Below are 15,017 nucleotides of genomic sequence, written 5' to 3'. Positions count from 1 at the left end.
AGGTGAAGGAATGGGTTTAATTGATTGGATAGGCAGTTGGTTTGGAAAAAGGAGCAGGGCAGATTTAAAAAGCTGTTTTTATGAAGCTTCCATTGATTACTTCTTTAAAAAACTAGCTGTTAATACTTGTGTAGATTTAATTGCAAATACGCTTGTTCGTTGTGAATTTCAAACCTTTGAAAAAGGAAAAGAAGTTCGAAAGGGAAATCACTATTTATTTAATGTGCAGCCCAACCAAAACCAAAACGCTTCACAATTTATGCATAGTTTAGTCTCACATTTAATTTATGATAATGAATGTTTAGTAATTATGCATAACGATCAACTATATATTGCAGACAGTTTTAGCAAAGAAGAATTTGCATTAAAAGAAAATATATATAAAGGCGTTACTGTTAAAAACTTCACTTTTACCGAAAAGGTATTTAAAGAGAGTGAGGTTTTTTATTTTCAATTAAATGATGAAAATATCATGAATGTAATTGATGGTTTATATAGCAGCTGGGGAAAATTAATTACTTCTGCTACAAGTATTTATAAGCGTTCTAATGCAATGCGTGTTGTGGTGAAAGGTGAATTTTTAAGAGCGCAAACACCAGAAATACAACAACAAATGGATGCAATGTTCAATGAACAGTTTAAAGCGTTTTTTGAAGCAGATAATGCAGGTGCTGTGTTCCAATTACAAGATGGATATACATTAGAGAATTTTAGTAACACTTCCAAAGGAAACAAATTAGATAGTCGAGATATTAAAGCACTTGTTGATGACATTATTGATTTTGTTTCAATGGCTTTTCATGTACCAAAAGGAATGTTAAAAGGTGATGTTGTCGATGTCTCCAAGCAAACAGATAATTTCCTTATGTTCTGTATTAATCCGCTTGTAGAACTTATTGCAGATGAAATAAATCGGAAGTTTTATAAGAAGGAAGAGTACTTAGAACGAACATATTTAAAAGTAGATACGAGTCGTATTAAATATGTAGATATTACACAGCTAGCAAGTGCTTGTGATGTGTTCTTTAGAATTGGTGCAAATTCAATTAATGATATTTTACGGATGTTAGGACGTGAACCAATTAATGAGGAATGGGCAAATAAACGGTATGTTACGAAAAACTATGAATCAGTTGAAAATGCAGCAGCATTAGGGGGAGGTGATGAGAATGACAGTAACGGAAATTCCGAAAATCAAAAATCGATTTGAGGTACTTAATAGCGCTAATACTGAAGAAGCAGACTTATATATGTATGGAACTATTTCAGCGTATTCTTGGTATGACGGTATCTCAAGTAGTAAAGTGCGAGAACAGTTAAAGAATATTACAGCCAAAACAATTAACATTCACGTCAATAGTGGTGGTGGAGATGTATTTGAATCAATTGCCATCTCTAATTTATTAAAAAATCATTCTGCCCAAATCGTTATTCACATTGATGGTTTGGCAGCAAGTGGAGCATCTGTTATTGCAATGGCAGCCGATAAAATTATTATGCCGAAGAATACAATGATGATGATTCATAGAGCGTGGACATATGCAGCTGGTAATGCTGAAGGTTTACGAAAAGTAGCTGATCGCCTTGATAAAATTGATACTGCAGTAACAGAAAGCTATACTTCCCGATTTGTAGGAGAAAGAAACGAATTAGAGGAATTGTTAGCAGAAGAAACTTGGTTGACTGCTGAAGAATGTAAAACATTTGGCTTCTGTGATGAAATGGTAGATGAGATTGAAATACCAGAAGAAGATAATGAAGATGATGAAACAGCAAAAGAAAAAATATTAAACAAATATATATCATCAGTATCAGCTAGTACAAAAGAAGAAAACCAAGAAAATACGAATACTAAAAATGCTTTATTTACATTACTAACAGCATTGAACACTTCCAAAAGGTAGTGTTTTTTATTTTGCATAAAATAGGAGGAAATGAAAAATGGCAATTAAAAATTTAGATCGTGAAGCACAGAAACAAAACGAAATGAAAGAAAAATTATTAAATGCAATGAATAGCGGAAATGAAGAAGCTGCAGCTGCAGCTATGGTAGAGTTTGCAAATTCTATCCAAGAAAATATTATCAATGAAGCACGTAGAGCAGTAAATGAAGATTTAACAGATCAACAAGTTATGGCAAGCCGTGGACTGCAAGTTTTAACAAAAGAGGAACAGTCATATTATAACGAAGTAATCGCAAATAAAGGTTTTGCAGGAGTTGAAAAGTTAGTACCTGCAACAGTTTTTGAACGTGTATTTGAGTATTTACGTACGAATCACGCATTGTTAAACTATATTGAATTTGTAAATACGACTGGTGTAACAGAATGGATTGTGAAAAAAGGAAATGTACAATCTGCTTGGTGGGGAAAACTTTGTGAAGAAATTAAAGAATTATTAGATGATGGTTTTGAAGCTATCCCAACAAACTTATATAAATTAAGTGCATATGTTCCAGTTTGTAACGCAATGTTAGATTTGGGCCCAGTTTGGTTAGATCGTTATGTTCGTGAAATTTTAACGGAATCAATGGCAATTGCGTTAGAAGAAGCAATTGTAAATGGAACAGGGAAAGACCAACCAATTGGGATGATGAAAGATCTTAATGCAGCGGTAACAGCAGGAGTTTATAGTGATAAAAAAGCAATTGTGCTTACTAGTTTATCACCAGAATCATTAGGAAAAGAAGTTATGGCACCACTAACAAAAGGTGGACGACGTGCCGTAAATAATGCACTTATGGTTGTGAATCCTCTTGATTATTGGGAAAAAATCTTCCCAGCAACTACATTCTTAACACAAAATGGTGCATATGTATCTGGTGTGCTTCCAATTCCAGCTACAGTTATTCAGTCTTTAGCTGTTCCAAAAGGAAAGATGGTTGCAGGGATTGCAAGTGATTACTTTATGGGTGTTGGTTCGACTCAAAAAATTGAAGTATCAACAGAATATAAATTCTTAGAAGATGAAACAGTTTATTTATCTAAGCAATATGCAAATGGTCGTCCAAAAGATAATGAATCGTTCTTAGTATTTGATATTAGCAGCTTAAAAGCTGGTGGTAGTCAAACACCTACACCCTAATAGATCCTCCACATTAAGAGTGGAGGGAATTGATTTTAGTAGCATGTTAAAACCAGAATTAATTGCTTACGCAAATCAACATAATATAGATATTTCTTCTGCAACCTTAAAAGAGGATATTCGTAAAATTATAGAGGAATCAGTTACAAATGGTGATTAAAATGGGGAAAACATTAGATGAAACATTACTTGAAGATGTAAAAAGCCGTTTGCGTATCACTTGGAATGATGAAGATGAACAAATAAATAAAACAATTGAACGTGGAAAGGCGTATTTACAAAATCTTTGTGGTACGTCTTTTTCATTTGATGAAGAAAATCAAGTAAAGCAATTATTGATTGAGCGTTGCAGATATGAATACAACAATGCTCTAGAAGATTTTGAAAAGAATTTTCGAGGGGAATTACAACGGTTAATTATAGATGCCGCCTTAAAAGAGAGGGCAAAAGATGAAGCCATATAACGAAACATTTAATGACGGTTTTCTAAAATACGGACGGACAGAAACAAAACGTAGTGAAAATGGAAAACGGATTAAGGGGATTTTTTCTGAAGAAGGTAAACTTGCTTTTAGGGAATTATCTGCACGGGATAGTGATTATCAATCTTGTGGACTATTAAATGCAAAGCTAGATAAGAAAGTAAAAACACTGTTTCCTCCTTCTTTTCGTTCCGTTAATAAGAACAAGTTAAAAGTAGTTATAGATGGTTTGCAATACGATGTGATTAAAGTTGATTCAGACAAGCAATATTTATATTTTTATTTGCAGGAAGTAGGTGGATATGATGAGCAACGAACAATCGAAGAAACGACTGCAAAAAATGAATAGCTTGCTAATTTCAAAGTTGAAAGAACATTTTGAGGTAGGGGTTTATCAAGATCAAGTGAGTGAAGATGAAGAAGAAAATTATCATTATTTCATTTTTGAAACAGGCGGTTTTGAAAAAACAGATAACAAGTTCACACTAAAACAAAATGTTTTAATTCGTTATTATTCTGAAAATCGTGATGATCTAGATGAAAGAATGTTAGATACTATTGCAGCACTTGAATCTGCAGGACATTCATTTCAACATTCTAATAAAACGTCTATTCAAAAAGGCGAACTAGATGAATACATTGATGAAATTGAGATTTATGTAACAAGGCTTGTAAAATATGGCTGCTAGTTCATGGAGTTTAGAGTTTGGAGATATTGAGAAATTAGAAAACAAACTGAAACAGATTCCGAACAAGTCAGAGCAAGCACTAAATAAAGTGCTACATAATGACGGTGTCAATATTGCAGTAGAATCAATTCAACCTCAAATCCCTGTTTCTACATGGAAAAGGCGAGTTAGAAATAAGAAACATGCTAAAAACGAAAAAGCATTAACAAATAGCAAAATGAACCTTGGTTTTACGATTCGTCCAACACCAAGGTTTAATTATTTGAAATATCCCGACTTAGGTATTGGAAGATCAGCAAAAAACACTCCAAAAAAGATATTAGAAAAAGGATTGCGAAAAGCGACACCAAAAATATCAGAAAGCTTAAATACGGAGTTAGATAAAGTTATTCAACAAACATTAGGAGGTTCATGATATGCCAAAAACAATTATTGAAGAATTTGATCCAATGACATTTACAAATGTGGGGATTCAATTTATTGAAGGTGGAGTACAACAAACAGGAACAAAGTTCGGTTGTGTTGGGACTATCGAAGGTGAAACAGAAATGCTTGAAGTCGTTAAAAAGTGTGAGGGGTTAGAGGTTAAAAAGATTTCTAGACCATCTAAAATAAATTTGACTCTTTCAGGACATTTACGTGTAGATGTTCTTAGAAAGATTTTTGGATTAAAAACAGATGGTTTAAAACCTGGTGTATGGTCATATGGTTCGAAATCTAAAGGAAAACCATTTATCCTAACTGCTGATGTGGTTGATGAATTTGAAGATTTACAAAAACTTGTTGCCTTTTCTAATTGTGCTTCTACAACAGGATTCAAGTTTAAGGTGGAAAATGGAGCGGATGAAGTTGCAGAAACAGAACTTGAATTTACTGCAATGAAAGATGATAATAATGAATTTTATTATGAAGCATTAGTTGAAGAGTTAGAAGATCAAACGGTAAAAGATCAATGGCATACAAAATTCACAGCAGAACTAGTAAAAGCAGGAACAACACAACAGTAAAAGGGGGATAACAAATTGATGAAAGTCGAAATTGTAAAATTACAAGAAGTAGAAACTGCACAGTTAGAGAATGGACAATTCCAAAGAGTAACTAAAAATCAACAAACTGTCCCTTGTTACATTACAAATTATGCAGTGAAAAAGGGAAAAGATTTAGGGTTACTTGAAGAATCTCTTTTACAGGGTTTATTTAAATTAAAAGATTTAGTGAACGTTGATCCAAACAAACTTGATAGCATAGATGGCACTGCTTTACAGGGAATTGACGAAGTTGAATTACAAAAGATCATTTATTTAGGATGTTTAGGTGCAAATAAAAATTTCCCTTATGATTTTGATGCGTTTTTAGAGCGATTCCATTACTCCTTTGATGAAACAGTGAAATTATATGCAAAACTAATTTCTGGTGTAACAACAGGACAACAAAACGGATTTACAAAAGGATTATCCCAAAGTACAAAAACGGGAAAAAAGAAATTCAACCACCGAAAATAAACATTGAATGCGTAGAGGACAAATATGTTCTCTACGTTTTAATTTATGGGATTGATCCAGATACATTTTGGCACTTTCCTGTTGCATCGGTGGAGCGAATAGCCGAAGGAAAACTTGCTTTTGATGGTTGGAAAGCCAATCCACGTTAAAGAAAGGCAGGTGAGAATATGGCAAATGGTCCAGAATCCAAAATAACATTTAAAGTTTTCAATCAAGAGTTTAATAAAGCAATGGGTGAAATGAAGAATGAAAGTACAAAGTTACGTCAAGAATTCACCTTGCAACAAGAACAACTTAAATTAAGTGGTACAGAAACAGAAAAACTAGCTGCAAAGCTAGGATACCTACAGCAACAACAACAATTAGCAGCGCAAAAAGTTGCAGCAACTGAACAACAATTAAGTAAAGCAAAAGCTATATATGGTGAAAACTCTATAGAAGTTGAAAAGCTTGCACGTCAATTAGCCAATGCTCAAATAGCTGAACAAAAGTTTTCAAATCAAGTTAAAGAAACAGAATCAGCACTTCAAAGATTAGGACAACAAAATAGTGCTGCTGCACAAGAATTAAATAAATTAAGTGCAGAAGAAACTAGTCTTGCAAATAAATCAGCAAAATTACGTGCTGAATATGATTTGCAACGTGCCGCACTTGGTAATAATGCAACTGAATCTGAAAAATTAACTGCAAAAATTCATTATTTGGAACAAGCACAGCAAAATGCTGCTCAACAAACACAAAATTGTGTACAGAAATTAGAAGCTGCTAAATCACAGTATGGTGAAAATGCTGCTGAAGTGAATAAGCTTGAAACGAAATTATTACAATTAAGAGCCGCAGAACAACAATTGCAAAATGAAGTTCAACAAGCAAATTCAGCATTATCTGAACAAGCAAACACTGCAAGCCAAGCATCAGAAAAAATTAATGCTGCTGGCGAAAAAATGCGAAGTGCTGGGGAAGCTATGTCTACAACTGCAACACCAGCTATTTTAGGTTTGGGTGCAGGAGCAATGAAAGTAGCTTCTGATATGGATGCTTCACAAAGAAAAATCCAAGCAAGTTTAGGTTTAACATCCGAAGGTGCTCAAAATCTTGAAAAGATAGCAGAAAGTACTTGGAAAAATGGATTTGGTGAAAATCTGGCAGAAGTCGATACAGCATTAATAAAAGTATTTCAAAATATGCGTGATGTTCCACATGAGGAATTACAAGATGCAACTGAAAATGTATTAACACTTGCTCAAACATATGATGTTGATCTGAATGAAGCAACTCGTGGTGCAGGTCAATTAATGAGTCAATTCGGATTATCTACAGAAGAAACATTTGATTTACTTGCTGCAGGTGCTCAAGAAGGTTTGAACTATTCGGATGAATTGTTTGATAATCTTTCAGAATATGCACCGCTGTTTAAACAAGCAGGTTTTTCTGCTGATGAGATGTTTAATATTCTAGCAAATGGTACTCGTGATGGTTCTTACAATCTTGATTATATTAATGACCTTATAAAAGAATTTGGAATTCGTGTGCAAGATGGTTCAAAAGGTGTTACTGAAGGCTTTGGAGAGTTATCGCAAGAAACTCAAGGCGTTTGGGCAAGTTTCAATGAAGGAAAAGCAACTACAGCTGATGTGTTCGATGCTGTATTAAACGATTTAAAGCAAATGGATGATAAAGTAAAAGCTAATCAGATTGGGGTTGCTCTGTTCGGTACGAAATGGGAAGATATGGGTGCAGAAGCTGTTTTGCATCTAAACGAATTAAATGGTGGACTAGGCAAAACTGAAGGCGCTATGGATAACATGAAAAAGCTCCAAGAGGAAGCGTTTGGGCAACAATTTAAAAGTATGTTGCGAGAATTAGCAGCTGCTCTTGAACCTTTAGGAAAAGTTTTATTATCTTTAGCAAAAGATATCATGCCTTCTATTTCAAGTGCAGTAAAAACCGTATCAGATGGATTTAATAATTTATCTCCAACTGCTCAAAAGATCATCATAATAGTTGGTGGAATTGTTGCCGCCATTGGTCCCTTGCTAATCATTCTATCCTCACTTGCACCACTAGCTGGTGCATTAGCTGGTGCATTTGGAATTACGGCAGGGGCAATGCTTGGATGGATCGCAATTATCCCAATCATTATAGCGGCTGTTGTTGGATTGGTTGTTGGAATCGTTCAGAATTGGGATTCCATTAAAGAATGGACCATAAATACTTGGAACGCTATTAAGGAATTTTTAATAGGTATTTGGGAGGGTTTACTTCTAACATTGACTAATACTTGGAATATGATTAGCACAACTACAACAACTGTTTGGACTGCTATTTCAGAATTTTTCACAATGATTTGGAATAACATTGTACTGTTTATTACTACAGTTTTACAGGGGATTGCTACATTTTTCACAACAACTTGGACTGCTATTTCAACATTCTTTATGGGCATTTGGAATGGCATTGTAGCCTTTTTGACACCAGTCTTACAAGGGATTGCAGATTTCTTTTCATTGATTTGGAATGGTATTTCTACTGTAATTCAAACGGTTTGGAATTTTATCAGTCAATATTTACAAGCAATTTGGACTGCTATTTCTTACTTTGCAACACCAATATTTGAAGGGATTAAAAATTTTATTACAGGTGTATGGAATACAATTAGTTCTACTACAAGTACGGTTTGGGAAGCGATTAAAAACTTCTTATCTACTTGTTGGAATGGGCTAGTTTCTTTTGTCATGCCTATTTTTAATCGCATTAAAGATTTTATTGCTTCTGTATGGAATACAATTAGTTCTACTACAAGCACAATATGGAACACAATAAAAAATGTTTTATCAAGCATTTGGAATTCTATTGTTTCTGTAGTAACTCCAATTTTCAATAACATAAAATCAGCAATATCTATTGTTTGGAATGCAATTAGTAGTACAAGCAGCAGTGTTTGGAATGGCATAAAATCTACTCTTTCAAGTATATGGGAAGGTATTAAATCAACAGCTTCTAGTGTTTGGAATGGATTAAAAGAAGCAATTATGACACCTGTTCGTTGGGTTACCAGTGCAGTAGAGGGTGCTTTTAATGGAATGAAATCTGCTGTATTAGGTGTTTGGGATGGTATCAAAAGCGGTATCAGAACAGTCATTAATGGCATTATTAGTATGATTAATAAATTCATTGATGGATTTAATACACCTGCTAATCTATTAAATAAAATTCCCGGTGTTGATGCACCAACTATTCCACATGTACCAATGCTTGCAAAAGGTGGTCATGTTCTTGGAGATGGACAATTCATTGCTGGTGAAGCTGGGCCCGAATTATTCAGTAAAAAAGGAAATAAAGTATCGGTTACACTTTTAAGTTCTTCAGAAAAAGCAGCTGGTATTGGTGGACAATTGAACTTACTTACAAGAAATGTTGCAGAAACAATACAAAATGCAGCTGCACAATTGGCACAAATTGTTGCATTTGACGTACCTAATGCATTAGGAGATGCGCTTTTAAATGGTCTTCCTAATATGGCAGGAACAACAACAGGGGAAGGCAGTAATCACCAACCAATTGAAGTTAATTTTTATAATACTGTTCGAAATGAACGTGACATTGATCGTATGTTTGAAAAAGCGGATGATTGGTTTGCACAAAAAGGACGTAACTTAAATATTGGCATAGGGAGGAATTGATTTGCTAGACATTGGTATTAATAAAGAATTAGCGAGTGACTACGGTTTATGTATGGTAGATCGCCCATCAATTCCTACAGCAAAACAAAAAGTAGAGCACATAGAAGTACCAGGAAGACACGGATCACTCACAAAAAAAGGGGCATTTGAGGATGTCCCTTATAAAATTAAATTAAATTTGCTAGAAGAAGAAAATATAAAACCTTTAGTACGTGACATAAAAGTTTGGCTTATGAATGGAAAAACCCTCTATTTTACAGATGATGAGGTATATCGAAAAATCAAACATGTAGAAATTGGTGATATTGCAAATGAAATTGAAGAATTTGGAGAGTTTGAAGTGGAATTTACACTTGATCCTTTTGAATATGTTGAATCCGTTCCATTTGTAATAACGAAATCAGAAATGTTTATGAATATAGGAACATATGAATCTGCTCCTAAATTCGAGATTTTCGGGAATGGTGATGTGCGAATCATGATAAATGACGTTTCCTTTCAGATAAAAGGAGTAACCAATTCTGTTATAGTTGATTCTGAACTTCTCATTGCTTATGAGGGAACAAAGCCAATAAAAACAGTAGGGAGTTTCCCTATTTTCCAAGTTGGAGAAAATACAATTACATGGTCTGGAAATGTAAATAAAATTTTAATTGAACCACGGTGGCGATACATATGATTACACTATATGGAGCAAATGAAACAGATTTTACACACAATGGAATAGGGGTTTTAGACAACAATATTTATGATGCAACTGTTGAGGAAGAACTCAACGGTTTATTTGTATTTACTTTTAGTTATCCTTTATTTGCTCCTCACGGAACAAAAATTGATGGTATGAGCATTGTTAAAGCACCAACACCCGATGGAGATCAATTATTTCGAGTTGTGACACCTAAACCAAGCATGGGTGAATTAAAAGTACAATGTTATCACATTTTCTATGATTTAACTGAGAACTTAATTGAGGATATATTTATTCAAACAACAAACGGAAACGGTGCAATGAATCGTTTATCAGCAGGATGTCAATATAAGCATCCGTTTACCTTTTATTCTGATGTACCAACGATTGCAAGTGCTCGTATTGTACGGAAAAATCCAGTCGAAGTGATTTTAGATAATAATCAAGATAACTCTTTTATCAATCGTTGGGGTGGCGAATTAAAACGAGATAATTTTGATGTGAAAATGTTAAAGAATCGGGGAATGGATAGAGGAGTTGTCATTCAACACAAAAAAGATTTATTAGGATATGAAGGAAATGTTGATTGGAAAAGCCCTGTTACAAGGATTATGCCACAAGGGTTTGATGGTTTGCTTTTACCAGAAAAATATGTTGATAGTCCACTTATAAATAAATATCCTCATCCTAAAATTAGAGTGGTGGAATTTAAAGATATAAAAGCAGCTATTGGAGATCATGCAAAAGATGAAGATGCAGTTCCATTGGAAGAAGCGTATAAATTATTGCGTAAAGCTGTAAAAGAAATGTATGAGATTCAAAGAGTAGATCAACCAAAAGCAACATACAAAGTTGAATTTCTAGAACTATCACAAACAGAAGAATATAAAGACTATGCCGTTTTACAAAAGGTTTATATGGGGGATATCGTTACTATCAACCATGAAGAAGATAACCTTCATATTCAAGCAAAAGTAAATGCATATAAATATGATCCAATTGAAAAGAAATATATCGACTTAACGATTGGGAATTTTAAAGAATCCTTTACAAACTTAGCCAATAAGCTGGATCAGATGCAAAATAACTTAGAAGATATGCCATATGATATTTTAGATGCAGCAAAAGAACATGCAACCAATCTTATTAATAGTGGTTTTGGTGGTCATGTTCGTATTCATCCAGACAGAATTTTAATTATGGATACAAAAGATGAAATGACAGCTACAAAGGTTTGGCAATGGAATATTAACGGTTTAGGGTATTCAAGTACTGGAATCAATGGTCCATATGGACTTGCTATGACAATGGACGGGCGAATTGTAGCTGACTTTATTACCGCTGGAACACTTAGTGGTAATTTAATAAAAGGTGGAGAAATAAACGGTGCTACTTTAAGAACGTCTGATACAAAAAACTACGTAAGTATATCAAAACAATTTATACGTTTGTTTGAGTCAGACATTGCCCGTATGTTTTTAGGATATTATATAAACTCAAGAAAAGAAATGCAGCCCACTATCTTTTTAGGTGGAAACGATGATATAACCGCTTCACAAGGGGCAGTAGCAGTATATCAACAATCTGACTCATATCCCAAAGCTGGCGGTATTGGTATCACAAGAGGGTATATAAGCGGAAGTAAAACAGATTTGTACTTTCCAGCAAATATTTTCTTTGACCAAAACGGAAAGATGATTATAAAAGCGGAAGATTCTTTGAATATAGATTCATTATACTCATACATGAATTTTTCTGCTGCAACAGATTTCGCAGCGAAAAGTAAAAAGAATCTCATGCTTGAAGCGACTGAAGAGAATATGCATTTTACAGCAGGGAAGGGATTTTATTTTCATCAAAATGGAAAGAGAATCTTTTCGGTAAAAACTTCTTCTAGCGGTGATACAGACTTAGTGCTTCAGTATTCTTTGCTACGAAATTCTAATTCTGCAAATGGATACCTTCAAGTTATGTCTGGCACTGGTTCATTTTATGGTGGGATTTTAGCTGCTGATTTTAAAGTATCATCAAAGAAAAAATACAAAACGAACATTCGGGATATTGCGTTTAGTGCATTAGACAAAGTAATGAATTGGGATATTAAACAATACAATCTTAAAACAGATATGGCGAAACTTTATGATATGCGTATGAATCGAAAAGAAGAAGAACCACCAATTACAACTGATGGAATTCCAACACATTATGGTTTAGTTATTCCAAATGAAGAGGAAGAAACAGGCGTAGGTTTATACGGTATGCTTTCACAATTAGCAAAAGGGGTTCAAGAATACGTAACCAAAACAGATGCCAGAATTGAAAAAATAGAACCACAACAACCTAAAGGAAATGTAAAGCATAGAGGAAGACCAAAACGCACAAGAAGACCACCTAGACGTCTTAAAAAAAGTGTGATTGAAAGGAGTATAACGAAATGAGAAACGAAGTAATTACAATTGATTTAGCTGATCCAGTATTCACCAAGACAATTCGTTCACGCCAAAATGATAAAAATGGTTTAAAACTAACTGTATATCTAAAAGATAATGGTAGAGTAGTTGATTTAACTGGATATGTAGCAAAGTATGAAGCAACGAATAATAAACAGTTTATTCGGGATGATGCCAAAATTATTGATGTAAGTAACGGAATCATCGAATATATATTACCTGCTAAAGCAGTCTCAACTTCTAACGAATGGATGGCTTATTTTGTTATAGAAAAGGGAGATTCAGAGCGTACAAGTACACCCGATATCCGAATTGTTTTAAGAAGAGATGTTAAAGAAGGAAATATCAAACTGGAAAGTTATATTTCTGATTTTGAAAAAGCATTGGAACAAGTAGCAGGATATCGAAAAGAAATTGATGATACAAATAAACTAATCGTAGAGTTAACAAAATTAATTAATGCAAATAATGTTCAAGTACCCAAAATCACAACAGATATAGGAGGTGCGTTAATCTCGGTTAGTGATCCTACAAAAAATATTCTTGATGAAATTGTAGCCAGGGGACTAGGGATAAACACAATATATTGTCATGGAAGTGTGCAAGGAAATACACCTAATGCTAAATCTTGGCGTGGCATCTCATTTATAAATTCCCCTACCTATGGATTTATTTTTGCGAAAGATTACCAAAATAAACTTTGGACTAATTATATTGATGATGCAAAAGGCTGGTTAGGTTGGGTTGAACATCCATCGTTTGAAGATGTGAAAAAATTGTTCTCATTATGGGGATTTGACGAGAAGAGATTGCTTTTGAATGGTAAATCAATTTTAGAAGAAGAAACTGATGCTTTAGTTATTAGTAAAGACTCGAAATATAAAAAAGTTAAAGTTGAAGCTGATCTCTTAATCCACAATAAACTTCAAGCTCCTTCTAATGTGGCTGTTTGGTTTCATAAAGAAAAACGCTACAATAGCGGAAAGTGGATTGTAGAGTTTAATGATCTTCCTCGTTGGGGTTTTAATAGAAGTGTAGATCGTTCTGGTGGTCTATTTCACATTAAAGAAAGTGGTATCTATGATGTACATGCTTACCTGTCTGCATTAGCCCAAACAGCGGATGCTGAACATATTCTAGAAATCCACATATTAGATGCAAGTGGAAAAACAATTGAAGAACATGAAATTGCAGGAGAAATTGCGGGCTATGTAAGTAAATGGGTTAGGATGACAGGTAGTTTTCAGTGGTACTTTACAGCAGGGCAAAAATTCAAAGTTGTTTATAACAATAAAGACAAAGATCAGATTTATGTTTGGGAAGCAAGAACTACTGTTACCCAGTTATCAAAAGGTTTAGATGAAAATAGTGCGGTTTAATAAGTAAGTGTGCAAAAGCAGGCTTTTTTATTTTGGATAAAATACGGATTTGATACGCAAACATCTGAATTACATTCACAGTGAATAGGGTTGTCTCATAGTATATAAAGATTGACTTATTAAGATTAATGAAGGGTGTGAGCGTATGGAAGACGTATATAAAAAAATTGAAAGCCTAAAAACGGAACAAAAAGAAATCATGAGAGATATTCGCAATTTAGAAACTCGTACAACTATTAACGAAAAAGACATTTCTACAATTAATAGGCAGTTAGAAAAAATTAGCATGAATACCACATGGATTTTGCGAATTGTTATTAGTGCAATAGTTATGGCAGTTTTAGGATTGATAATAAAAGGTGGTATTTAAAGTATATGTTTAAATGTGATTATAAAGGGGGACAATCGTCTCTCTTTTTATTTTGCTCGAAAGGGGGTGAGAACAATGTAGAAAAAGATAAATAAGAGTCGATTAAAGAGAATCAAAAAATCAAACAAAAAAAATTCGATGGAGATGTTTAATAATGACTAATAATTCTAATGAGGTAAATCAAGCAGTAGTTGAAGAGGTAATTAAAGAGGTCCGAAGACGTTTCGGTTTAATTCCAGGATTCTTCAGTGAGGATAAGGAAGCAGGTGCTATCTTCTTAAATAAAGGTAATTATGAAAGTAGCATTTGGATGGATGGTGAAGGGCTTTTTTATGAGGACGATGTACCTTGGGAAGAGCTTATTATCACAAATGCAGTAGCTGACACTGATACACCTCCAATGCTACGTAGACATGGAAACTGGGTTCACATGACAGGTGCGATTAGATTGGTTAAAAACCAACAAGTATTCACAAGAATAACACCAGATATTGCACCACGCCAAGATTCTTATTTTTCTGCTACAGCGTATTTAGATAACGATCCAAATCGTCCAGTTGCAGCCGATGTGATTGTTCATGCAGACGGAAGAGTTTCTACTTATCTTCCAGAATCGCAAACTCGCTATGTATCATTTTCGCTATCATATCCAATTAAGTAATGGTAAGCAGTAAAGGGTATTGTCAGTTA

At 34.0% G+C, this 15,017-nt stretch carries 16 protein-coding genes; all 16 read left to right on the top strand.

The annotated features are described in order from the left end of the window. The first annotated feature begins 10 nt into the window (after positions 1–10). The 16 genes from JDS96_RS01175 to JDS96_RS01100 all read left to right on the top strand — a co-directional run bounded on the left by JDS96_RS01175 (position 11) and on the right by JDS96_RS01100 (position 14,988). Positions 11–1,210 carry a phage portal protein gene (locus tag JDS96_RS01175; protein WP_199665784.1) on the top strand — a complete coding sequence of 400 codons (1,200 nt, stop codon included), beginning with the start codon at positions 11–13 and terminating at the stop codon, positions 1,208–1,210. Next, on the top strand, positions 1,170–1,904 hold the full coding sequence (locus JDS96_RS01170) for a head maturation protease, ClpP-related (RefSeq protein WP_199665783.1): 735 nt from the start codon (positions 1,170–1,172) through the stop codon (positions 1,902–1,904). The genes JDS96_RS01175 and JDS96_RS01170 overlap by 41 nt, the downstream gene beginning before the upstream one ends. 37 nt (positions 1,905–1,941) lie before the next feature. After that, complete coding sequence (locus JDS96_RS01165) at positions 1,942–3,084, top strand: phage major capsid protein (protein ID WP_199665782.1); 1,143 nt, start codon at positions 1,942–1,944, stop codon at positions 3,082–3,084. Further along, positions 3,059–3,244 carry a hypothetical protein gene (locus JDS96_RS01160; protein ID WP_199665843.1) on the top strand — a complete coding sequence of 62 codons (186 nt, stop codon included), beginning with the start codon at positions 3,059–3,061 and terminating at the stop codon, positions 3,242–3,244. The genes JDS96_RS01165 and JDS96_RS01160 overlap by 26 nt, the downstream gene beginning before the upstream one ends. Before the next feature lies 1 nt (position 3,245). Beyond that, positions 3,246–3,548, top strand: a complete 303-nt coding sequence (locus JDS96_RS01155) for a head-tail connector protein (protein WP_026008416.1) — start codon at positions 3,246–3,248, stop codon at positions 3,546–3,548. After that, complete coding sequence (locus JDS96_RS01150) at positions 3,535–3,915, top strand: head-tail adaptor protein (RefSeq protein WP_098678017.1); 381 nt, start codon at positions 3,535–3,537, stop codon at positions 3,913–3,915. Before JDS96_RS01155 ends, JDS96_RS01150 begins: the two co-directional genes overlap by 14 nt. Beyond that, on the top strand, positions 3,869–4,255 hold the full coding sequence (locus JDS96_RS01145) for a hypothetical protein (RefSeq protein WP_199665781.1): 387 nt from the start codon (positions 3,869–3,871) through the stop codon (positions 4,253–4,255). The genes JDS96_RS01150 and JDS96_RS01145 overlap by 47 nt, the downstream gene beginning before the upstream one ends. Beyond that, the gene (locus tag JDS96_RS01140; RefSeq protein WP_199665780.1) at positions 4,245–4,670 is read left to right on the top strand and encodes a hypothetical protein; all 426 of its coding nucleotides are present in this window, start codon (positions 4,245–4,247) and stop codon (positions 4,668–4,670) included. The genes JDS96_RS01145 and JDS96_RS01140 overlap by 11 nt, the downstream gene beginning before the upstream one ends. A 1-nt stretch (position 4,671) precedes the next feature. Beyond that, positions 4,672–5,262 (top strand): phage tail protein, encoded by a 591-nt coding sequence (locus JDS96_RS01135; protein WP_199665779.1) that lies wholly within the window; start codon positions 4,672–4,674, stop codon positions 5,260–5,262. A gap of 18 nt (positions 5,263–5,280) precedes the next feature. Beyond that, entirely contained in the window at positions 5,281–5,757 is a 477-nt protein-coding gene (locus JDS96_RS01130) for a hypothetical protein (protein WP_199665778.1), read from the top strand. 167 nt (positions 5,758–5,924) lie between these two features. After that, a complete protein-coding gene (locus JDS96_RS01125; RefSeq protein WP_199665777.1) occupies positions 5,925–9,440 on the top strand; it encodes a phage tail tape measure protein in 3,516 nt (1,171 codons plus the stop codon). Position 9,441: 1 nt separating this feature from the next. Then, positions 9,442–10,119 carry a phage tail protein gene (locus JDS96_RS01120; protein ID WP_199665776.1) on the top strand — a complete coding sequence of 226 codons (678 nt, stop codon included), beginning with the start codon at positions 9,442–9,444 and terminating at the stop codon, positions 10,117–10,119. After that, positions 10,116–12,566 (top strand): phage tail spike protein, encoded by a 2,451-nt coding sequence (locus JDS96_RS01115; RefSeq protein ID WP_199665775.1) that lies wholly within the window; start codon positions 10,116–10,118, stop codon positions 12,564–12,566. Before JDS96_RS01120 ends, JDS96_RS01115 begins: the two co-directional genes overlap by 4 nt. After that, complete coding sequence (locus JDS96_RS01110) at positions 12,563–13,957, top strand: BppU family phage baseplate upper protein (RefSeq protein WP_199665774.1); 1,395 nt, start codon at positions 12,563–12,565, stop codon at positions 13,955–13,957. The genes JDS96_RS01115 and JDS96_RS01110 overlap by 4 nt, the downstream gene beginning before the upstream one ends. Positions 13,958–14,102: 145 nt before the next feature. Then, complete coding sequence (locus JDS96_RS01105) at positions 14,103–14,327, top strand: hemolysin XhlA family protein (protein WP_199665773.1); 225 nt, start codon at positions 14,103–14,105, stop codon at positions 14,325–14,327. A gap of 154 nt (positions 14,328–14,481) precedes the next feature. Beyond that, a complete protein-coding gene (locus JDS96_RS01100) occupies positions 14,482–14,988 on the top strand; it encodes a hypothetical protein (protein WP_199665772.1) in 507 nt (168 codons plus the stop codon). The last annotated feature ends 29 nt before the right edge of the window (positions 14,989–15,017 follow it).

The organism is Bacillus cereus group sp. N21 (assembly GCF_016483395.1).
Taxonomy (GTDB): Bacteria; Bacillota; Bacilli; order Bacillales; family Bacillaceae_G; genus Bacillus_A; species Bacillus_A pseudomycoides.
This window is presented reverse-complemented; position numbering and strand designations above follow the sequence as displayed.

Bases quoted from the DNA above. Each gene is read 5' to 3' on its own strand.
- JDS96_RS01175 (WP_199665784.1), top strand. From the start codon at position 11: ATGGGTTTAATTGATTGGATAGGCAGTTGGTTTGGAAAAAGGAGCAGG.
- JDS96_RS01170 (WP_199665783.1), top strand. From the start codon at position 1,170: ATGACAGTAACGGAAATTCCGAAAATCAAAAATCGATTTGAGGTACTT.
- JDS96_RS01165 (WP_199665782.1), top strand. From the start codon at position 1,942: ATGGCAATTAAAAATTTAGATCGTGAAGCACAGAAACAAAACGAAATG.
- JDS96_RS01155 (WP_026008416.1), top strand. From the start codon at position 3,246: ATGGGGAAAACATTAGATGAAACATTACTTGAAGATGTAAAAAGCCGT.
- JDS96_RS01150 (WP_098678017.1), top strand. From the start codon at position 3,535: ATGAAGCCATATAACGAAACATTTAATGACGGTTTTCTAAAATACGGA.
- JDS96_RS01145 (WP_199665781.1), top strand. From the start codon at position 3,869: ATGATGAGCAACGAACAATCGAAGAAACGACTGCAAAAAATGAATAGC.
- JDS96_RS01140 (WP_199665780.1), top strand. From the start codon at position 4,245: ATGGCTGCTAGTTCATGGAGTTTAGAGTTTGGAGATATTGAGAAATTA.
- JDS96_RS01135 (WP_199665779.1), top strand. From the start codon at position 4,672: ATGCCAAAAACAATTATTGAAGAATTTGATCCAATGACATTTACAAAT.
- JDS96_RS01130 (WP_199665778.1), top strand. From the start codon at position 5,281: ATGAAAGTCGAAATTGTAAAATTACAAGAAGTAGAAACTGCACAGTTA.
- JDS96_RS01125 (WP_199665777.1), top strand. From the start codon at position 5,925: ATGGCAAATGGTCCAGAATCCAAAATAACATTTAAAGTTTTCAATCAA.
- JDS96_RS01115 (WP_199665775.1), top strand. From the start codon at position 10,116: ATGATTACACTATATGGAGCAAATGAAACAGATTTTACACACAATGGA.
- JDS96_RS01110 (WP_199665774.1), top strand. From the start codon at position 12,563: ATGAGAAACGAAGTAATTACAATTGATTTAGCTGATCCAGTATTCACC.
- JDS96_RS01105 (WP_199665773.1), top strand. From the start codon at position 14,103: ATGGAAGACGTATATAAAAAAATTGAAAGCCTAAAAACGGAACAAAAA.
- JDS96_RS01100 (WP_199665772.1), top strand. From the start codon at position 14,482: ATGACTAATAATTCTAATGAGGTAAATCAAGCAGTAGTTGAAGAGGTA.